22 protein-coding genes and 1 pseudogene are annotated in these 19,494 nt (G+C 63.4%); 13 read left to right on the forward strand and 10 right to left on the reverse strand.

From position 1 onward, the window contains the following. Window positions 1-70: 70 nt before the first annotated feature. Genes FJ988_RS03120 through FJ988_RS03135 form a run of 4 tightly spaced genes read left to right on the forward strand, consistent with a single transcriptional unit; the run spans window position 71 to window position 5,073 of the window. Complete coding sequence (locus FJ988_RS03120; RefSeq protein ID WP_140815261.1) at window positions 71-1,084, forward strand: carbohydrate ABC transporter permease; 1,014 nt, start codon at window positions 71-73, stop codon at window positions 1,082-1,084. Window position 1,085: 1 nt separating this feature from the next. Then, window positions 1,086-2,240: a carbohydrate ABC transporter permease gene (locus FJ988_RS03125; RefSeq protein ID WP_140815262.1), complete on the forward strand. Its 1,155-nt coding sequence runs from the start codon at window positions 1,086-1,088 to the stop codon at window positions 2,238-2,240. 4 nt (window positions 2,241-2,244) lie between these two features. Beyond that, window positions 2,245-3,909, forward strand: a complete 1,665-nt coding sequence (locus FJ988_RS03130) for an alpha-glucosidase family protein (protein ID WP_140815263.1) — start codon at window positions 2,245-2,247, stop codon at window positions 3,907-3,909. Between the two features lie 51 nt (window positions 3,910-3,960). Then, entirely contained in the window at window positions 3,961-5,073 is a 1,113-nt protein-coding gene (locus tag FJ988_RS03135) for an ABC transporter ATP-binding protein (RefSeq protein ID WP_140815264.1), read from the forward strand. Window positions 5,074-5,151: 78 nt separating this feature from the next. Here the strand turns inward: FJ988_RS03135 and FJ988_RS03140 are convergent, their stop codons facing one another. From FJ988_RS03140 to FJ988_RS03150, 3 genes are all read right to left on the reverse strand, one after another. Next, on the reverse strand, window positions 5,152-5,379 hold the full coding sequence (locus tag FJ988_RS03140; RefSeq protein WP_140815265.1) for a DUF680 domain-containing protein: 228 nt from the start codon (window positions 5,377-5,379) through the stop codon (window positions 5,152-5,154). Between the two features lie 70 nt (window positions 5,380-5,449). Then, window positions 5,450-5,656: a DUF680 domain-containing protein gene (locus FJ988_RS03145; RefSeq protein ID WP_140815266.1), complete on the reverse strand. Its 207-nt coding sequence runs from the start codon at window positions 5,654-5,656 to the stop codon at window positions 5,450-5,452. A 72-nt stretch (window positions 5,657-5,728) separates the two neighbouring features. Beyond that, a complete protein-coding gene (locus tag FJ988_RS03150; RefSeq protein WP_140815267.1) occupies window positions 5,729-5,935 on the reverse strand; it encodes a DUF680 domain-containing protein in 207 nt (68 codons plus the stop codon). A gap of 439 nt (window positions 5,936-6,374) precedes the next feature. Between FJ988_RS03150 and FJ988_RS03155 the strand changes: the two genes are divergently transcribed. The 8 genes and pseudogenes from FJ988_RS03155 to FJ988_RS03190 all read left to right on the forward strand — a co-directional run bounded on the left by FJ988_RS03155 (window position 6,375) and on the right by FJ988_RS03190 (window position 12,529). Beyond that, entirely contained in the window at window positions 6,375-6,659 is a 285-nt protein-coding gene (locus FJ988_RS03155) for an SRPBCC family protein (RefSeq protein ID WP_281407742.1), read from the forward strand. 69 nt (window positions 6,660-6,728) lie between these two features. Further along, a pseudogene (locus FJ988_RS03160) lies at window positions 6,729-6,989 on the forward strand (hybrid-cluster NAD(P)-dependent oxidoreductase); the annotation flags it as partial. 219 nt (window positions 6,990-7,208) lie between these two features. Beyond that, window positions 7,209-7,619 (forward strand): PqqD family protein, encoded by a 411-nt coding sequence (locus FJ988_RS03165; protein WP_140815268.1) that lies wholly within the window; start codon window positions 7,209-7,211, stop codon window positions 7,617-7,619. Window positions 7,620-7,776: 157 nt separating this feature from the next. Further along, window positions 7,777-8,823 (forward strand): serine kinase, encoded by a 1,047-nt coding sequence (locus FJ988_RS03170; RefSeq protein ID WP_140815269.1) that lies wholly within the window; start codon window positions 7,777-7,779, stop codon window positions 8,821-8,823. Further along, complete coding sequence (locus tag FJ988_RS03175; protein ID WP_181183395.1) at window positions 8,823-9,575, forward strand: glycosyltransferase family A protein; 753 nt, start codon at window positions 8,823-8,825, stop codon at window positions 9,573-9,575. The genes FJ988_RS03170 and FJ988_RS03175 overlap by 1 nt, the downstream gene beginning before the upstream one ends. Before the next feature lie 55 nt (window positions 9,576-9,630). After that, the gene (locus FJ988_RS03180) at window positions 9,631-10,383 is read left to right on the forward strand and encodes a glycosyltransferase (RefSeq protein ID WP_140815270.1); all 753 of its coding nucleotides are present in this window, start codon (window positions 9,631-9,633) and stop codon (window positions 10,381-10,383) included. Beyond that, window positions 10,383-11,060, forward strand: a complete 678-nt coding sequence (locus tag FJ988_RS03185; RefSeq protein ID WP_140815271.1) for a glycosyltransferase family A protein — start codon at window positions 10,383-10,385, stop codon at window positions 11,058-11,060. The genes FJ988_RS03180 and FJ988_RS03185 overlap by 1 nt, the downstream gene beginning before the upstream one ends. Further along, window positions 11,060-12,529, forward strand: coding sequence for a nucleotidyltransferase family protein (locus FJ988_RS03190; protein ID WP_140815272.1), 1,470 nt, complete (start codon window positions 11,060-11,062; stop codon window positions 12,527-12,529). The genes FJ988_RS03185 and FJ988_RS03190 overlap by 1 nt, the downstream gene beginning before the upstream one ends. 78 nt (window positions 12,530-12,607) lie before the next feature. Here the strand turns inward: FJ988_RS03190 and FJ988_RS03195 are convergent, their stop codons facing one another. From FJ988_RS03195 to FJ988_RS03215, 5 genes are all read right to left on the reverse strand, one after another. Next, window positions 12,608-13,012: a type II toxin-antitoxin system VapC family toxin gene (locus tag FJ988_RS03195; RefSeq protein WP_140815273.1), complete on the reverse strand. Its 405-nt coding sequence runs from the start codon at window positions 13,010-13,012 to the stop codon at window positions 12,608-12,610. Further along, complete coding sequence (locus FJ988_RS03200) at window positions 13,009-13,242, reverse strand: AbrB/MazE/SpoVT family DNA-binding domain-containing protein (RefSeq protein ID WP_140815274.1); 234 nt, start codon at window positions 13,240-13,242, stop codon at window positions 13,009-13,011. Before FJ988_RS03200 ends, FJ988_RS03195 begins: the two co-directional genes overlap by 4 nt. A gap of 74 nt (window positions 13,243-13,316) precedes the next feature. Beyond that, window positions 13,317-14,063 carry a ferredoxin reductase gene (locus tag FJ988_RS03205; RefSeq protein ID WP_246688414.1) on the reverse strand — a complete coding sequence of 249 codons (747 nt, stop codon included), beginning with the start codon at window positions 14,061-14,063 and terminating at the stop codon, window positions 13,317-13,319. Further along, window positions 14,060-14,671, reverse strand: a complete 612-nt coding sequence (locus FJ988_RS03210) for a molybdopterin-dependent oxidoreductase (RefSeq protein WP_140815276.1) — start codon at window positions 14,669-14,671, stop codon at window positions 14,060-14,062. The genes FJ988_RS03205 and FJ988_RS03210 overlap by 4 nt, the downstream gene beginning before the upstream one ends. A gap of 125 nt (window positions 14,672-14,796) precedes the next feature. After that, complete coding sequence (locus FJ988_RS03215) at window positions 14,797-16,344, reverse strand: DegQ family serine endoprotease (protein ID WP_140815277.1); 1,548 nt, start codon at window positions 16,342-16,344, stop codon at window positions 14,797-14,799. 498 nt (window positions 16,345-16,842) lie between these two features. Between FJ988_RS03215 and FJ988_RS03220 the strand changes: the two genes are divergently transcribed. Then, the gene (locus FJ988_RS03220; protein WP_140815278.1) at window positions 16,843-17,301 is read left to right on the forward strand and encodes a hypothetical protein; all 459 of its coding nucleotides are present in this window, start codon (window positions 16,843-16,845) and stop codon (window positions 17,299-17,301) included. Window positions 17,302-17,391: 90 nt separating this feature from the next. Here the strand turns inward: FJ988_RS03220 and FJ988_RS03225 are convergent, their stop codons facing one another. Further along, the gene (locus FJ988_RS03225; RefSeq protein ID WP_181183396.1) at window positions 17,392-18,126 is read right to left on the reverse strand and encodes an MBL fold metallo-hydrolase; all 735 of its coding nucleotides are present in this window, start codon (window positions 18,124-18,126) and stop codon (window positions 17,392-17,394) included. After that, a complete protein-coding gene (locus FJ988_RS03230) occupies window positions 18,126-19,292 on the reverse strand; it encodes a diphosphate--fructose-6-phosphate 1-phosphotransferase (RefSeq protein ID WP_140815279.1) in 1,167 nt (388 codons plus the stop codon). Before FJ988_RS03230 ends, FJ988_RS03225 begins: the two co-directional genes overlap by 1 nt. Between the last annotated feature and the right edge of the window lie 202 nt (window positions 19,293-19,494).

Consider the following 19,494-nt stretch of genomic DNA (forward strand, 5'->3'; position numbering starts at 1 on the left):
CCGAATAGCTCAAAAGTCGGTGCATCCGACCGCCGGCATTGCCGGCAGGTCATGCGCAGGGAGAGGGACCATGGCGGCTCAGATTTTCTCGGCCATATTCGTCATCATCATCGGCGTCGGCGGCTGTGTCGCCTATTTCTGGGGCGCCAACAAACTGCTCGATATGATCTTCCCATCGCGCGGGGTTTCCGGCACGGCCGCCGTCGACAATCTGCGCCGGCAGGGGCTGGTGCGGCCCTGGCTGTTCGTCGGCCCGGCGATGATCATCCTCACCATCTATCTGATCTATCCGGTGGTCGAGACGCTCAGGCTTTCCTTCCTCGACCGCGGCGGCGAGCATTTCGTCGGGCTGGCGAACTACCAATGGGCGTTCGGCGATCATGATTTCCGCAACTCGATCCTGAACAACATATTGTGGCTTGCGGTGGTGCCGGCGGCCTGCACCTTCCTCGGCCTGATCATCGCCGTGCTGACCGACAAGATCTGGTGGGGCACCATCGCCAAAAGCCTGATCTTCCTGCCACTGGCCATCTCCTTCGTCGGCGCCAGCGTGATCTGGAAGTTCATCTACGAGTATCGCGGCGAGGGCCAGGTGCAGATCGGCCTGCTCAACGCCATCATCCAGTATTTCGGCGGCCAGCCGCAGGTGTGGATATCGCTGCCGTTCTGGAACAACTTCTTCCTGATGATCATCCTGATCTGGATCCAGACCGGCTTTGCCATGGTGATCCTGTCGTCGGCGCTGCGCGGCATTCCGGAAGAGACACTGGAAGCCGCCGTCATCGACGGCGCCAATCCATTCCAGATCTTCTGGAAGATCATGGTGCCGCAGATCTGGGGCACCATCGCCGTGGTCTGGACCACAATCACCATCCTGGTGCTGAAGGTGTTCGACATCGTGCTGACGATGACCAACGGCCAATGGAACAGCCAGGTGCTGGCCAATCTGATGTTCGACTGGATGTTCCGCGGCGGCGGCGATTTCGGCCGCGGCGCGACCATCGCCATCATCATCATGATCGCGGTCATTCCGATCATGGTCTGGAACATTCGTCAGGCCAACAAAGAGACCGGAGGACACTGAGATGGCCAGCGCTACCGGAAAATCCTTCGTCGGCCGCTTCGGCGTCCATCTCGCGGTGCTGGTCTTCGTGGCGATCTGGACCGTTCCTACCCTCGGCATCCTGGTCTCGTCGTTGCGCGACAAGGACCAGATCGTCGCCTCGGGCTGGTGGAATTCCTTCGCCAGTTCGACCCAGAACGGCGCCGGCCGGTTGCCGGCCGCTTCGGCGCAGACGCAGAAGGACGGCAAATACGTCATCGAGGGCAACATCTTCGGCGACGAGCCCAAACGCGAGATCAGTGCCTTCGGCGTGAAGGCGGCTGCCCCGACGCAGTACAAGGCCGGAGCGGCGGCCGATCTCGGCGACGGCGTGACGCTGCAGGTGAATGCCGACGGCGGCTTCGTGCTTTCCTCGCCGAAAGCCTTCGAAGGCGACCGCGGCCAGCGCGTTTATTACGCTTCGTCGGCGCCGCCGAAATTCACCACCGAGAACTACAAGAACGTGCTGTTGTCGCAAGGCATCGGCCGCTCCTTCATGAACTCGCTGACGGTGACCATACCGGCGACGGTGATCCCGATCCTGATCGCCGCCTTCGCCGCCTATGCACTGGCCTGGATGCGCTTTCCGGGACGGGCGCTGCTGATCGCGGTCGTCATCGGCCTCCTGGTCGTGCCGCTGCAGATGTCGCTGATCCCGCTGCTCAAGCTCTATAACGGCGTCGGCACCTTCTTCGGCGTGCCGTCGAAGACCTATCTCGGCATCTGGCTGGCGCATACCGGCTTCGGCCTGCCCTTCGCCATCTATCTGCTCAGGAGCTACATCGCCGGCCTGCCGCGCGAGATCATGGAATCGGCGCGCATCGACGGCGCCAGCGACTTCGAGATCTTCGTCAAGATCGTGCTGCCGCTGTCTTTCCCGGTGCTTGCCTCCTTTGCCATCTTCCAGTTCCTGTGGGTCTGGAACGATCTGTTGGTGGCGATGGTTTTCCTTGGTACAGCGCCGGACCAGATCGTGCTGACGGCGCAGCTCAACGCGCTGCTCGGTTCGCGCGGCGGCAATTGGGAAATCCTGACGACATCGGCCTTCATCACCATCATCGTGCCGCTGATCGTCTTCTTCTCGCTGCAACGCTATTTCGTCCGCGGGCTGCTGGCCGGCTCGGTGAAAGGAGGCTGAAGACATGCAATCGGCTTTGAAGGCAACTTCGAGACCAGACCCCGCCGTCGACCGCGACTGGTGGCGGGGCGCGGTGATCTACCAGATCTATCCGCGCTCCTATCAGGACTCGAATGGGGACGGCATCGGCGACCTGAAAGGCATCGTGCGGCGGCTGCCCTACATTGCCGGGCTCGGCGTCGACGCCATCTGGATCTCGCCCTTCTTCAAATCGCCGATGAAGGATTTCGGCTACGACGTCTCGGATTATTGCGATGTCGATCCGATGTTCGGCACGCTGGCCGATTTCGATGCGCTGGTCGCCGAGGCGCATCGGCTCGGCCTCAAGGTGATGATCGACGAGGTGCTGTCGCACACTGCCGACATCCATCCGTGGTTCAAGGAGAGCCGCTCCAGCCGAAGCAACGCCAAGGCGGACTGGTATGTCTGGGCGGACGCAAAACCCGACGGCACGCCGCCCAACAACTGGCTGTCGATCTTCGGCGGCTCGGCCTGGCAGTGGGACACCAGCCGCCAGCAATATTACATGCATAATTTCCTCGCCGAGCAGCCGGACCTCAACTTCCACAACCGGGAAGTCCAGGACGCGCTGCTCGACATCACCCGCTTCTGGCTGGAGCGCGGCGTCGACGGTTTTCGCCTCGACACCATCAATTTCTACTTCCACAGCCAGGGGCTGGAGGACAATCCGCCGCTGCCGCCGGAAGAGCGCAACGACCAGACGGCGCCGGCGGTGAACCCCTACAACTACCAGGACCATATCTACGACAAGAGCCGGCCGGAGAACCTCGCTTTCCTTGAGCGTTTCCGCACGCTGCTCGACGAATATCCGGCGCAAGCCGCCGTCGGTGAGGTCGGCGATTCGCAACGCGGGCTCGAAGTAGTCGCCGCCTACACCGCCGAGGGCAAGCGCGTGCATATGTGCTATTCCTTCGACTTCCTGGCGCCGGAAAAGATCAGCGCCGCCAAGGTGCGCGCGGTGCTGGAAGCTTTCGGCCGGGTGGCCAGCGACGGCTGGTCGTGCTGGGCCTTCTCCAACCACGATGTGATGCGCCCGGCCTCGCGCTGGGCGGCCGATGAGGCCGACCCGATCGCCTATCTCAAGGTGATCTCGGCGCTGCTGATGTCGCTGCGCGGCTCGGTCTGCATCTATCAAGGCGAGGAACTCGGGCTCGGCGAAGCGGAACTCAAATTCGAAGACCTGCAGGACCCCTACGGCATCCGTTTCTGGCCGGAATTCAAGGGCCGCGACGGCTGCCGCACGCCGATGGTGTGGGAGACGGCGGCGACGAATGGCGGCTTCTCGACCGCAAAGCCATGGCTGCCGGTGCCGGGCAAGCACCTGTCGCAGGCGGTCAACGTGCAGGAGGGCGACGCCGGCTCGCTGCTCGAACACTACCGCCGCTTCCTCGCCTTCCGGCGCCAGCATCCGGCGCTGGCCAAGGGCGACATCGATTTCATCGAAAGCGACGGCGACACCGTCGCCTTCACGCGGCGCGAGGGCAATGAGCGCGTCGTCTGCGTCTTCAACCTCGGCAGCAAGCCCGCCGAGGTCGATCTCGGCCAGGGCTCGCTGCAACCCTTGCCGGGGCACGGCTTTTCGGCACAGACTGGCACCGGCCCCATCCGCCTCGGCGGCTATGGCGCCTGGTTCGGACGTATCGACTGAAATTGCAACGGGAAATCACTTCGTAAGCGAAATCACTGGGAGGAGAAAACCATGGCCGATGTCACGCTGAACCAGGTGAAGAAATCATACGGCAACCTCAACATTCTCCACGGCATCGACCTCGACATCAAATCGGGCGAGTTCATCGTCTTCGTCGGACCGTCGGGCTGCGGGAAATCGACGCTGCTGCGGTCGATCGCCGGGCTCGAGGAGATCACCGGGGGCGAATTGAAGATCGACGGCGAGGTGGTGAACGATGTGCCGCCGTCGAAGCGCGGCATCGCCATGGTGTTCCAGTCCTATGCGCTCTATCCGCATATGACGGTCTACGACAACATGGCCTTCTCGATGAAGATCGGCAAGGAAAGCAAGGTCGAGATCGACAAGAGGGTGCGACAAGCGGCGGAGATACTGCAACTGACCAAATATCTCGACCGCCTGCCCAAGGCGATGTCGGGCGGCCAGCGCCAACGCGTCGCCATCGGCCGCGCCATCGTGCGCAACCCGAAAGTGTTCCTGTTCGACGAGCCGCTGTCGAACCTCGACGCAGCACTCCGAGTCGCCACGCGCATCGAGATCGCCAAGCTGAAGGAATCGATGCCCAACACGACGATGATCTACGTCACCCACGACCAGGTCGAAGCGATGACGCTGGCCGACCGCATCGTGGTGCTCAAAGACGGCCGGATCGAGCAGGTCGGCACGCCGATGGAGCTCTACAAACGTCCGGGCAATCTTTTCGTCGCCCAATTCATCGGCTCGCCGGCCATGAACATTTTGCCGGCCAAGATCGACAAGGCCGGCAACCCGACCGTGGTCAGCCATGTCGGCGGCCGCAAGGCTACGGTGCCGATCGCCACACCGGCCTCGGCCAATGGTGCTGCGGTCAGCTTCGGCGTGCGGCCCGAGGATCTTGCGATCGCGACGGGCGCGGATTTCCTGTTCGAGGGCAAGGTCGATTATATCGAGCAGCTCGGGGAGGTGCAGCTCGTCTATGTCGATATCGGCCGCGCCGACCTGCCGCTGGTGGCCAAGCTGCCGGGCAATGTCGAGGTCAAGCGCGGCGAGACGCTGCGGCTCAACGCCGGCGGCGCCGACCTGCACATCTTCGACGCCGACGGCCATTCCTTCACGCTGCATCGCGAGGAAGCGAAGGCGGCCTGACGCCAAATTCAGCGGTTCCCGGCAAAGAAAAAAGCGGCGAGCCATGGCCCGCCGCTTTTTTAACTAACGATCCGGCAATCAGCGGCCGAAATGGTCGCGGTCAGCACCCTGCGGGGCCGACTTCTGCGCGTCGCCCGAGTTCAACAGCTTGTAGACCGGCGAGTCGCTCTTGATCGACGAGGTACGCGTCGTGTCGACCGCGGGCGCCGGCTGGTTGACGCCGCTGTTGTTGTAGTTGTCGCTGCCGGCAAAAGCGGCACCGGAAACGGCCACAAGGGCCACCGTGGCGAGAATGATCTTCTTCATTTTAATGCTCCTGGATTTTCTGATCCGACCGAAGCGGCGGGCGAACCCGCCGCCGGTTCAAGGTCGGCTTTTAGTTGTTGCCGAAGAGGTTGTGGTCGGCGCCCGTCTTGACGGGGATCTGCTGCGCCGGCTCGGACTTCTTGACCGAGGCCGTGTAGGAAGAGTCGACCGTTGCGGCCGGCGGGTTGGCAGCCTGCGAACCGTAGTTGCCGCTACCGGCGAAAGCGCTGCCGGAAACTGCGAGAAGGGCGACAGCGGCGAGAATGATCTTGTTCATTTTAGTGCTCCTTGAAAATTCTTGATCCGGCCTAGGCGGCAGGAAAACCCGCCGCCGGTTCAAAGCCGGCTGTTAGTTGTTGCCGAAAAGGTTGTGGTCGGCGCCCGTCTGGACGGGGACCTGCTTCGCCGGCTCGGACTTGTTGACCGAGGCAGTGTGAGACGTGTCGACGGCCACGGCCGGCGGGTTGGCGGCATCGGAACCGTAATGGCCGCTGCCGGCAAAGGCGCTGCCGGAAATCGCCAGAAGGGCTGCGGCAGTAAGAACAATCTTTTTCATTTTTGCTACTCCAGTATCTTTATTCTGTCCGTCTAGCGGCGTGTCTTGGGAATGAAATCGCGTCGTTCGGACAGCCCCGATGTGGGGAGACTATCGCCGGATTCCAATCACGAATTTTTTTCCGTCTGGACCATGAATCCAGGTCTTGAAATTTTCATAAGCATGCCCACCATTATATTTTTCTGTAATTAATCCAAATAGTTACGCTTATTGCCGGCTTGGCTCACCAAGTGTATCACGACGCCAATGTTCACACCGTCTTGCACGCATCGTCAACAGAAACGAACCGTTCGGTTCGATTTTAGCAACTGCTAATAGTCACTTTTCGATACCGTTAACCAACCGCGAGCCGGTCAACCGTCGATTCGTGCTCTTGCGCGGGCGAGGATTCGCTGTCCAAATCGCTTGAGGACGAGCTGCCGACGGCGCGGGCCAAACGATCTCATGGCCGTGTCGCTCGGCATTCATGCGATGTGCCGTGGAGGGCGTCGACTACACCGTCGACGAACTCACCCATGTCTGCCATGTCTGGACCGAGACCAACGACCAGGACCGCCGCATCGTCGAGGAAAACGCCTTCGGCATCCTGTCGCCGGCCTATGAGCCGGGTCCTTATTCGGAGGCGCATGAAGGCGGCGTGATCCAGTTCGTCGGACGGTACGCCTCCTTCATCGGGCCGCGGCTCGCTGACGACGGCAGGCCGGCCCTGCGTAGCGTTGCCTAGCGCATGTCGCCCAAAAGTGTTGAGCGGTCTTGGGATTACGACAGGCGCAGAACGAAAAGGTTTGAGGGAATGGCCGAACTCGGCCTCTACCGCCATCTCGACGAGATGACGCCGTGGAACGACCGGCTGCAGGTGCTGGAAGTGATCGGGGTCAGCGACGAGGCGCCTGACGTCAAGACCTTCGCCTTCCGCTCCGACAACCAGACCTGGTTCCGCTGAAAGCCCGGCCAGTTCGCCACACTGGAATTGCCGGCCACCGACGGGCCGCTGATGCGCACCTATACGCTGTCGTCCTCGCCGTCGCGGCCATTATCCATCGCGGTGACGGCATAGGCGCAGACCGGAAGCATCGGCACGCGCTGGATACTTGTCGGCCCTGGGAATCGAGGCCTGACGCGAGCAAAGCCAATGAACCGAACCCCAAAATGGTCAGCAACACGTGAATGACCGTCGCCTTGCCAGCGCAGGTCCGAGTGTTTACAGGCCTTGTCGAGGGATAAGCGCCAGTCGACACGTCCGGACTGGGGTTGCGGAGCGGGGTCAGGACCGATGCATCACTCGAATGTCTATGCGGTTGCGAGCAAGGACATTGTCTTTGAATCCTTCGACGGCGAAGCCGTCGTGCTTGATCTCTCCAACGGCAAATATTTCGGCTTCTCCGATTCCGGCAGCGCGGTCTGGCAGGCCTTGTCCTCCGGAGTCAGCATGCAGGCGCTGACCGGAATGGTCGACGCCGCCGCGCTTGAGGCCTTCGTCGCGCGGTTGGTCGAGTTCGGACTGCTGGCGCCTTCCGACGCTCCGCCGCAGCCGCTGCCCGACAATCTCCCGGCAGCACTTGCGGCGGCAAAGGAGCCGCTCAACGTCAGCATCCACGACGATCTGGCCGATCTGATCATCGTCGACCCGATCCACGAGGTTGAGGAGCCGCTGGGCTGGCCGGCGGTGAAGCAGGCCTCCTGAGACGCCGGCGCTGCACGAACCGCATGCAGACCAGCCGAAAGCGCGTCGCGCTGAAACGGACTGAGGCGCCGCGCTTTAGGTCTTTTGTTTTAATGCATGTCGTTGCCGCAAATCCGCTGCGCACTTTTGCGCGACATGCATTGGGCCGGGACAGACCATGCCGCGCGTGACCATGGCCTCCCTGCCGGACTATGCGCGGTATGTCATCGCCGCGGCCGAGGCGTCCGCCGCGTATTTTCCGATCACCCGGACCATCCGCCTGCCCGGTCTCGAACTCACGGCGCATCTCGTCCCGGGCGCGCTTGCCGAGTCGCTCGACCGGGCTTTCATCGAAGCCGAGGGCGACCAGGTGGATGTCCGTCACCTGCGTGTCTTCATCGGCCACCCGGGCATCGGCGACCTGCCCGAGCCGGCGCATTGGGGCGACGCGCATTTCACCGAACACGGTTTTGCGCAAAAGCTCGCCGAGGCCGGCCTACGCGGCCTTCATTTCCACGACCTCGACTTCTGGCAGCTCCATGACCTTAGGCGGCATGTCGGCGTCCAGCTGATGCGGTCGACCGACGCCTTCCCGCCCTGGGAGCCGGGTTCGCCGCTGCGCGCCTTCCTGCACTGGGAGTATGCCGCGCGCGGCATGCGGCTCACCCACGCCGGCACGTTCGGCCTCGACGGCAAAGGCGCGCTTCTGGCAGGCGCCGGCGGCGCCGGAAAATCCGGCACCGTGGTTGCCGGCCTGCTCAGCGGGCTGGACAGCGTCGGCGACGATTACGTGCTGGTCGATCTTGAAGGCGGCGTGCGGGCCAGGCCGTTGTTTTCGACGCTCAAGCAGGATCCGAAGGGCTTTGCCCGGCTTGGCCTGAAAACCCGTCTCGGAGCTGACGGCCCGCTCAACTGGCAAGGCAAGCATACTTTTCACATCGAAGAGATCGCACCCAGGCCGATACCTGCAACTCTGGACATCTTTGCGTTGATGGTGCCACATATCGGGCGCGGCGAGACGAGTTCGATTATGCCGATGTCGCGCAGGGACGCCATGATGGCGCTGGCGCCTTCCGGCATCGCGCAAATGCCTGGCGAGCGGGAAAGCGGTTTTCGCTTCTTCAGCGATCTTACCCGGCTGCTGCCGTGCTACCGGATTTCGCTCGGGCCAGACCCTGAGGAAATCGCCGGCACGATCGCGGATTTCCTCGCCCGGGGCAGCTGATGAAACTGAGCGTGATCATGCCTGTCTACAATCGCGAGCGCTATGTCGTTTCGGCATTGCGCTCGCTGGTGAGGCAGCGCGATGCCGTCGATCTCGATATCATCGTCATCGATGACGGCTCGACCGATGGTTCGGCCGAGGCGGTGCGCGCGATGATGGAGCAAGTCCCTTGCATCCGTTTGTTCCGGCATGCTCACATGGGCGTCGCCAAAGCGCGCAATGCGGGCCTGCGGCACCTGCCGCCGGATGCGGAATTCGTGTCCTTTCTCGATTCGGACGACGTTTCGCTGCCCGGGCGCTTCAGGGCCGATCTTGGCCGTTTCGGCGCAGATCCGGGACTGGAGCTGACCTACTCGCTGATGACGGTGACCGACCAGTTGGACGACGAGACGCTGGAGCCGGCTCGGGGCAGCCGGACGATGACCTTGCGCGGGATCTCACTCACCACCGCCCTCTTCAGGCGGGAGCTTGTCGAGCGCGTAGGCTATTTCGATGAAGAGTTCGAGCAGTCCGAGGACACGGACTATCTGCTGCGCGCCTTTGAATCATGCCTAAACTACGAGCTGCTCGACAGTGTCGCCATCTATTATCGCCGGCATGACGGCAACATCACCAGCCAACATGGCATCCGGTTGCGGGAGCATCTGCGGGCGATCCACAAGTCGATGCGACGCCGCAAAGCCAACCCGGCCCTGCGCGGTGTCCAGGGCATTTTCGAGCTGAAGAACCTGCCTGAGTGGCTGATGACGTGATGCCGCCCATCGAAAGATCTGGTTGCGTGTGGCCTGGGCGGCGGCGGAGCCGGCTATGAAGCTTTCCGTGATCATGCCCGTCTACAATCGCGAGGTCTTGGTCGGCGCGGCGTTGCGTTCGCTGCTGCGGCAGCGCGATGCCGCGGAACTCGACATCATCGTCGTCGACGACGGCTCTACCGATGGCTCGGCGGATGTCGTGCGCTCGATGATCGACGAAAACCCTTGCATCCGGCTATTCCAGCAGGAAAACACAGGCGTGACGCGGGCGCGCAATCGCGGGCTCAGCCTGCTCAAGCCGGAAACGGAACTGGTGTCCTTTCTCGATTCCGACGACATCTCGCCGGCCGGACGCTTCGCGGCCGATGTAGCCCTTTTCCGCAACGATCCCGATCTCGAGCTCACCTATTCGAAAATGATGCTGGTCGACGCGATCGACGAACAGAGCCTGGAGCCGGCCGCGGGCGCCAACAGCGTGATCGCTCGCGGCATTCATCTCTCGGCCGCGATCTTCTCACGCCGGTTGGTCGAGCGGATTGGCGGTTTCGACGAAGATTTCGCCCAGGCCGAAGACACCGACTATCTGCTGCGCGGCTTCGAAATCGGCCCCAGATACGTGCTTCCCGACACGCTGGCGCTCTATTACAGACGGCATTCCGGCAACATGACCAGGCAGCAAGATGTGCAAGCCCGCGAATTCATGCGCGTCATCCATAAATCGATAAAGCGACGCAGAGCCAACCCGTCGCTCAAGCCGATCGAAGGGATCTTCGAGCTCGAAAAACTTTCAGACTGGCGGCTCATGTGATGAACAGATACGGCGTCGTCATTCCGGCCTTCAACGCCAGCGCAACGATCCGCGAAACGCTGTTATCGGTCGCGGCGCAGACACTGCGGCCGGAACGGGTCGTGATCGTCGATGACGGTTCGAGCGACGATCTCGCCGCGGCGATCGGCGGCATCGACCTGCCGCTCGAATTGCTGCGCCAGGACAATGCCGGACCGGGCAGCGCCACGACCCGCGGCTTTGCTGCGCTCGTCACACCCTTCATCGCCACGCTGGACGCCGACGACCTCTGGCTGCCTGGGAAGATCGAGGCGCAGCTTGCGCATCTCGAACGCCAGCCCGGCACATCCGGGGTGTTCACCCACATGCGCAGTTTTCGCGACAGAGAAGCCGACGCGCTGGCCCCGACCGCAACCCCTGGCTGGTCGCGCTCGACGATGCTGATCCGCCGCGAGGCTGCCGAGAGCATCGGACCGATGGTCGATCCGCCGGGCGGCCGCGGCGAGATGATCGACTGGATTGCTCGTGCGCGCGAAGCGGGCTTCGTCCTCGATATGATGGCCGAAGTGCTGGCGCTGCGGCGCATCCGGCCGGGCAGCCTTTCCTACGGGCGCGACGCTGCCCGAGACCGCGGCTATCTGGAGGTCGCGCGGCTTGCCATGCTGCGGCGGGCACAGAGCAAGGCCGGCTCCAGCTGATGGCGAAGCTGCGTCGCATCGGCCGGCGTTTTCCGGACTATGGCTGGTCCTGGCCGACGGGCTCGCTCGACCAATTGCTGAAGGCTGCACTTCTGCCCGACGAGCAAGCGGCGAGCCTCTGCGCCGCACGCTGGCTGGACGACAACGATATCGACCAGGTCTCCTTCCGCGAGCATCGTTTGCTTGCCGCGATTTCCGACCGTTTCGGCCGCAAGCTTGCCGGGCATAAGGCCTATCCGCGCCTTGTCGGCCTGCAGAAGATGTTGTGGACCAAATCGCGTATGGCGATGCGCGAGGCGGAGCCGGCCTTGAAGGCAATGGTCGAGGCCGGCTGCCGGGTCATGCTGATCAAGGGCGCCAGCCGTATCGCGCTCGATGCGGCGGCGCAGCGCGGCCGCGTAGCCCATGACATCGACCTCTTGGTGCGGCCGCAGGACATGCAGCCGGCTTTCGACGTGCTACGCAACCGCGACTGGCAGATCGCCACCGGCGTTTCCCCGCAATATCTGAGGACGCGGTTGGCGTCGCTGCGCTCGATGAATTTCTTCAAAGGCAATTACGGCGACATCGACCTGCACCAGCTCGCCTATGACGGCTCGCAGCAAAGCGCCGAGGACGATGTCGCGATCTGGCAACGCGCGGTGGCCGCCGAATTCAGCGGCGTCGAAGTTCTGGTGCCCTCGCCCGCCGACCGCATTGCGCTCGCCATCGCGCATGGCGGCCTCGACGCGCATACGCATAGCGACTGGCTGGTCGACTGCGCCGTGGCGATCGGAGCCGGCGACGTCGACTGGGATATCTTCCTCGATGTCGTGCGCAAGCGCGGCCTCGCCGTCGCCGCCGCGGTGGCGCTCTCCTATCTCGCGCTGGAGATCGGCGTCGCGGTGCCGCAAGCCGTCCTTTCGCAAGTGGTGGCGATTGCCGACCGGCTCGGCTCGGGGCGGCTGTCATCGGTGTTGCAAGCCAAGCCGCGCACCGATTTCGGCAAGCTGACCTGGCTGTCGCGCGGCTTTGCCAAGCAGCTCAGGCTGCAACGGAAAAAGGGCCGGCTGAAACAGTCCGAGCCGGAAATCGTATGGCGCGGCAGATCCGTGGCGGCAAAGGCAGCCGATGAGCGCGCGCCACCCGTGCTTTCGCAACGCATTGAGGGCCAGCAAGGCGACGACAGGGAGATGATGCTCGACATCGTCGTGCGCATCACCGTCCCGCCGGTCAGGCGGCGCATCGAAATGGAAATCAACGCCGGAGAGCAGCATATCGCCCGGCTGCGCTCGATGGTGCTCAGCCGCAGCGGCGGCGAGCGGACGCTGCGCTTTCGCGGCAAGGTGAGGCTTGGCGCCGGGCAGCCCCTGGTGCTTGAAGCGCGGCCGTCACGACAGTTCCGGGTCTGGGACAATGCCCAGGCTGTCGCCACCTATGGCGCGCTGCCGTTCCAGCTCATCTCGGCGATTTTTTCGCTGACCGGCTGAGCCCCAGATGAGCACTTGCCGGACCGCTGGCGTCGATCATGGCCTCGGCAGTCGAACGAAGGCCAACTCGGCAGCCGTTCAGGGGTCTGGAGCGATCAGATTCAAAGAGGGGAAATAGGTCCGATATCGGCCGACATCGCGTGTCAGAAGTGGAAGGCGATCGACCGCAGCATGGGCACCGATGAAGAAATCAGGCAGAACGCCAGTCTTTTGTCCTCCCGACCGGCGGTATTGCGTAAAGACCTTTCCGGCAAGGAAAAGGGCTGCCCTCGGCATGGAAGCCATTTCAAGACCTGCGGCGTCAACAAACGACTCAAGGTCCTCGATCCGAGCGTAGCGCATGGCGAGCTCCGCGTAGACCACGTCACTGATCAGCAATGGTCCATTGAGGCTCGCTGCCTCGAGCTGCGCAACCGACCAGTCCGCCCAGTTTGGGTCGTCCGTGACAAGGTCGAGCAAAACATTGGTGTCGACGAGCGTCACGCTTCGCCACGCGTCAGCGCCATGATCGCGTCGGTCGTGAGCCCCTCGCCGGCATGGCCGCGCAACTTGGCGAAGCGGCTGACCGGCTGCTTTCTGTCAACACGAGCCAGCACTACATTTCCGTCAGCGGCCCGACGGAAATCGACCCTGCTCCCCGGGACGATCCCCAGCAGGTCGCGGACCGGCTTCGGAATGGTCACTTGGCCCTTTGCTGTAACGGTAGTGGCCATCTTCGCTCCTAGTAATACCAGATTTTTGTATAGTATTACCTTCTGGATCGAATTTCAACACTCGAAACCGCAGTTCAAACTCCGTAGCGTTCCGTGCGGATGAGGCTTGCAGGCATGTCGGCCTCGATCAGCGCCTCGGCTGCGGCCGAGACGAAGGTGTTGGAGCCGCAGACATAGGCGAGCCGGGGCGGCTTCGGCAGTCGCTCGATGGCCTGCATCATCATGCGGGCGTCGATGCGCCGGGAATAATCGGACGGCCGCCGCGCCGGCTCGCGGGTCAGCGTCAGCACCAGGTCGAAACCGTCGCGGCGATCGTCGAGGCCGATCAGTTCGTCGCGAAAGATCACCTCGTCCCAGACCCGCGCCGAAAACACCAATGCAACGGGCACCGCGGTGTTGCTCAGCGTGCGATGGCGCACCATCGCCATCAGCGGCACGACGCCGGAGCCGCCGCCGACCAGAAGGATCGGCCCGCCGTCGTCCACCTGCCAGATGAAGTGGCCGCCAAGCGGTCCGCGCAACTCGATCTCGTCGCCGACCGCCGCGACGTCGTGGAAGAAGGGCGAGACCTCGCCGTCGTCGAGCCGCTCGATGGCGAGCTCGATGCCCGCGCCGGCTTCCGGCGCCGAGGCGATGGAATAGGAGCGGCGCGCCTGATAGCCGTCCGGCGCGGTCAGCCTGACATCGACATGCTGTCCGGCCTCGTGGACGAAAGGCCGTGACGGCTGGAACCAGAAGCTGGTGACGCGCGGCGTGCGCTTTTCGATGCGCGTGATCGTGGCCGTCTGCCACGGCGACTGCGGGCGGGGTTCGGCGCTCACCGGTCGCTCGAATAGCGCTGCTCGCGCCAGGGGTCGCCATACATATGATAGCCGCGTAACTCCCAGAAGCCGGGCTCGTCGCGCCCGGTGAACTGCAGACCGTTCACCCATTTGGCCGATTTCCAGAAATAGAGATGCGGCACCAGAAGCCGCGCCGGTCCGCCATGATCTGATGTGATCGGCTTACCTTCATAGAGCAGCGCCACCATCGCCTTGCCGGTGACGAGATCCTTGGTCGGCACATTGGTCGAATAGCCGTCGAAGGACAGCGCCAGCGTATAGGCCGTGGGGGGCTCGATGCCGGCGTCGGCGAGGATGTCGTCGATCATCACGCCCTGCCAGGGCGTGTTGAACTTGGTCCATGCGGTGACGCAGTGGATGTCGCGCGTCATCTTGCTTTGCGGCAGGGCGTTGAACTCGGCCCAGTTCCACTTCTTGATGGGCTTAGGTCCATGCTTGAGGGTGAACGACCAGTCCTCGGTGCGCACGCGCGGCGTCGGCCCGGCGGAAAGAACCGGAAAACCCTGTTCCAGATATTGGCCGGGCGGGATGCGTGCATCGGTGTCGGTGGGCGGACGCCGCCCGGAAAAGAAGCCGCGGGTGACCATTGAGACGCCTCCTGCAACATGCCGCCTGGCGGCTGTCGCAGTGTTCTCGAAGACGCTCCGATGGGCAACCGAAATCTGCCGACAAAGCCCGCCGGAACGCCAGCGGGCTCTGTCGAGGCTTTTTCTCAACCGGCGGCGAAGGGCACGGCGACGAAGATTTGCGAATCTCCGCGGTCGATCAGCAGCAGCACCGACTTCTTGCCGGATTTGCCGACCTCGGCGATCGCCTGGTTGGCCTGCCTGGCGTTCTTGACCGGCGTCTGGTCGACGCCGACGATGAGGTCACCCGGCTGGATGCCGGCGGCCGAGGCAGCCTTATCCGGATTGACGCGCGCCACCACGGCGCCGCGCTGGTTGTCGGCAAGGTTGAGCTGATCGCGGAGGTCGGGCGTGAGGTCGGTCAGGCCAAGGCCGAGCGACGGCACGCGCAGGCCTTGCTCGGCCGACGGATTGCCGCCTTCATTGCCGTTCGAGGCGGTCTTCTCATCCTCGGTGTTGCGGCCGACGGCAGCAGAGATCTGCATCACCTTGCCTTTGCGCCAAACGTCGAGCGTTTCCTTGACGCCGGGCGATACATCGGCGACGGCGCGCGACAGGTCTTTCGGATCCTTGACCTCTTGCCCAGCGAAGCTCGTGATGACGTCGCCGGTCTCGATGCCGGCCTTGGCCGCCGGCGAACCGTCCGTCACAGCAGAAACCAGCGCGCCGCCCGGATGGTCGAGGCCGATGGCGCTGGCGACATCCTGCGTGACCGGCTGGATCTGCACGCCGAGATAGCCGTATTCGATGTCGCCGCCCTTCATCAGCTTGGCGACGACCTTCTGCGCCTGATCCGACGGGATGGCGAAGCCGACGCCGACGCTGCCGCCATTGGGCGAATAGATGGCGGTGTTGATGCCGATGACGTTGCCGTTGACGTCGACCAGCGGGCCGCCGGAATTGCCGTGATTGATTGGTGCGTCGATCTGGATGAAGTCGTCGAACGGCCCGCTGTGCAGGTCGCGGCCGCGCGCCGAGACGATACCGGCAGTGACGGTGGTGCCGATGCCGAACGGATTGCCGATGGCCAGCACCTGATCGCCGGTCATCAGCTTGTCGGAATCGCCCCACTTGACGGTCGGCAGCGGCTTGTCGGCCTTGATCTTGAGCACCGCCAGGTCGTTCTTGGCGTCGTGCCCGACCAGCTTGGCCGGAAGCTCGGTACCGTCGTCGAGCGTAACCTTGATCGAGCTCGCACCGTCGATGACATGGTTGTTGGTGACGATGGTGCCGTCAGCGCCGACGATGAAGCCTGAACCCAACGCCTCGGCGCGCTGCCCCTGCTGCTGCGGCGGCGACTTCGGCGTCGGCATGCCCTGATCGCCGAAGAATTGCTGGAAGAACTGGTCGAAAGGTGCGTTGCCGTCGAGCGGCTGGCCGTCGTCGCCCTCGGGCTGCGCCTTCAGAACCGTGGTGACGGTGACCACCGCAGGCTTGGTGACGGCGATGATCGGCGCGAAGGAGCCGTTCGGCGCGGTGATGCCGGCGACGGGCGTCTGCGTCGTCGCGGCAACGGCGCTCAAGCCGGCACTGCCGTTGCTTTGAGCGAAGGAGACGACGACGGGCGAAATGATCAGCGCGGCGCCCAACAGGGCGGCGACGCGATGTCTGCGAAGAATGCTTGAGGGTGACATGGTCGTTCTGTCCGGGCGAGCGTTGATCCGGCGTCGCGGGTGCTTCTCCAGAAAGACCCGTCGGCGTGTCGACGACCGGACCTGCCTGTCTCGCCGTGCATGGCAGCCGGCCGGATCGACCACCAAGCATTTAGGACTTGGAATTGCCCGAATTAGGGTCTTTGGCCGACCTTACGAAGATTTAATTCGCTGAGCACCGATCAGTCGAACACCAGTCACCGGATCGGGGAGCGGCGGCTGCCGAAGTTCAAAGCAGTCGGAAGGTGGCCAGCAGAAAGCAATCGCAGGCGATCCGACTGCCCTTATGTCGGAATGCAGCGGGCTCCAGAGGGTGCAAAGATTATTTTTATTTAATGATCGTCTGCGGCGACACCGACCTAGATTGGCATGACGGGCTGAGAACTGCCGGCGATGAAAACCCAATCGCGACTCGACGGAACTGGACAGCCTGATATCCGGAGGGCGGCTCACGCCCCCTCCACATGACAGGAGGCGCAAATGCACTCTTTCATCCTCAAATCGGCGCTCGCCGCAATGCTTGTCTCGCTGCCGCTGGCAACGGCTTCCGCGGCTTCGCACGGCCATGGCGGGAACGGACCACATGCGTCGGGCCCGGTTTTCGGCGATCCCGACGGCGTCTTTCCCGACGATCCGGCCTATATGCGGGACTTTTACGGCTATCCGGCTCCTTCGACGCCGGTCACCATACAGAGCGGCCGTTTCGACACAGTTCTCGGCGACTTGCGCGCCGCGGACAGCCGCGTCGCGGCGGACCGGGACCATCAGCGTCTGAGCGCGGCACAGGCGCGCGCGCTCGGTGCGCAAATCGACGCCATCCGCGGCGAGGCCGTCAGGACGGTCGACCGGGACGGCGGCAGACTGCCCGCCCCGCAATATGACGCCCTGATGCGCCGGATCCACGGTCTCGACCAGGCCATCGATCGGGATGCGGCCTGATCCATAGCCATGATAGTGCGATAAAATAATCCATGCCGCCCAGACCGCTCGTCGGCTTGGGCGGCGCGAATCGATTTCCGTGTCTTAACTTCAGATGCCGCCGTTGCGCCTGAGATAGCCTGTCGCGATCTCGCGCATGCGCGCGCCGTCGAAGCTCGGCCCGTGGCCGCCATGGCCGATACGGATCGGCAGGTCGAGCAGCCGTTGCATGGTGCGGCGGTAGTCGGCCTTGTTGGAATCCGCCAGGTCGTCGATCAGCCAACTGTCGTATATGGCGTCGCCGCTGAAGAACCGGCCATCGGCCTCGTCGAACAGCGCGATCGAATCCGGCGAATGTCCTGGAAGATGCAGCACGCGGAACTGCCTGTCGCCGAGATCGACGACATCGCCCTCGTCCAGCACGCGTGTGAGCGGCGCCGGCGGAATGCGATAATTAGCCGCCTTCCAATCCGGCGCCGGCAGTTTGGAGACGGCGCCGTCGAGATTGTGGAACATGTAGGCGTAGGTGACGGCATCATCCATGTCGTCGAAGCGCGCCGCGCTCATCTTCGGCCCCATGCGCAACGGGAACTCGTGCAGCGAGCCGACATGGTCGAGGTGGATATGGGTTGCGACGACAATCAGCGGCTTGCCGGCCGGCGTGTCGATTTCCGGCGCCAGCGGGCAGATGCCTATGCCGGTGTCGACCAGAAGGTCGGCGTCGCGACCCCTGAGATGCCACATATTGGCGCGCACGAAATCATGCACGAAAGGCTCGGTCAGCATCGTCGTTGAAGCATCGACAACCGCCTTGCCGAACCAGTCCCCCACCACCAGTTCGCCCATCAGACGAACGGCTTCCCGACCTTGTACTTTTCCGGCACCAAGCGCTTCAGATAAGCCATGCCGGCTTCCGAAAGCTGGTTGACGTCGGGCTTCATGAAATCGTCGGGCATGTGGCGCGTCTTGCCGGCTACGGCCTTCAGCGGCACCTTCTTCAGCACCGTCTTCGAGCCATCATACTGGATCGCCACCGAGCCGCCGCCCTCGGCGGCGACGCCGACGGCGAAAGCGCCGGCATCGAAGGCTTCCTGGGCGTCGACGGCGCTGATGGCGCCGACATAGCCGCGCGGCATATAACCCAGCGCATCGACGCGCGCGCGCTTGCCCGGCAGGCCTTCGGCCAGCGCCCGTTCAAGCGCCGCTGGCAGGTCGCTGCCCGAGAGCTTGACGTTGCCGTGTTGGTCGCGCTCGAGCTTTTCCGGTGGCACCAGGCTTTCGACCAGCGCCTTGCCGTCGGCGGTGCTGACGCCTTCGGAGACGGCGACGATGCAGCGCTTGTGGCGGTCCAGCGTTTCGCGCACCTCATCGATGAAGCGCTTGGCCGAGAAGGCGCGTTCCGGCAGATAGACCAGATGCGGACCGCTGTCGGGGTCGAGCTGCCAAGCGGCCGCGGCGGCGGTCAGGAAGCCGGCATGCCGGCCCATGACGATACCGACATAGATGCCGGGCAGCGCGCGGAAATCGAGATCGACCGACAGGAAGGCGCCGGCGACGAATTCGGCCGCCGAGATGAAGCCCGGCGTGTGGTCGTTTTCCTCGAGGTCGTTGTCGATGGTCTTCGGCGCATGCACGAAGGCGATCGAGCCGCCGGCCGCATCGGTCAGGATCTGCTGCGTGCCCGAGGTGTCGTTGCCGCCGATATAGATGAAGGCATCGGCGCCGGCCTTCTTCAACCCGTTGAGGATGACCTCGCAATAGGCGGCGTCCGGCTTGTCGCGGGTGGAGCCGAGGGCTGCGCTCGGCGTACCGGCGATCAGCCTGAGCCGATCCTCGGGGATGGCGGAGAGATCGACATAATTGCCATCGCGGATGCCGCGCACGCCATGGATCGAGCCCAGAACCTTGGCGCCGGGATGGCGCTTGCGGATCTCCAGCGTGGCGCCGACGACCGTCTGGTTGATGACGGCGGTCGGGCCGCCGCCCTGCGCGATGACGAAAGTTCCGGCCATGCTTTTTGTCTCCCTAGAGCATGATGCCGAAAAGTGTGAAGCGGTTTTCGGACGACATCATGCTCTATTTCTTTGATTTGGAGACGGATTCAGATTTCAGGTCGAACAGACCTGAAATCATCCGTCTCCAGGCGAAGGTTTTCACGGCACCTTGGCCTGTCTTGCGGCATCGCGCAACGGGAGAAACGGTATCTTGGAAGGA

The organism is Mesorhizobium sp. CU3 (assembly GCF_006442965.1).
In the GTDB taxonomy this organism is placed as follows: domain Bacteria; phylum Pseudomonadota; class Alphaproteobacteria; order Rhizobiales; family Rhizobiaceae; genus Mesorhizobium.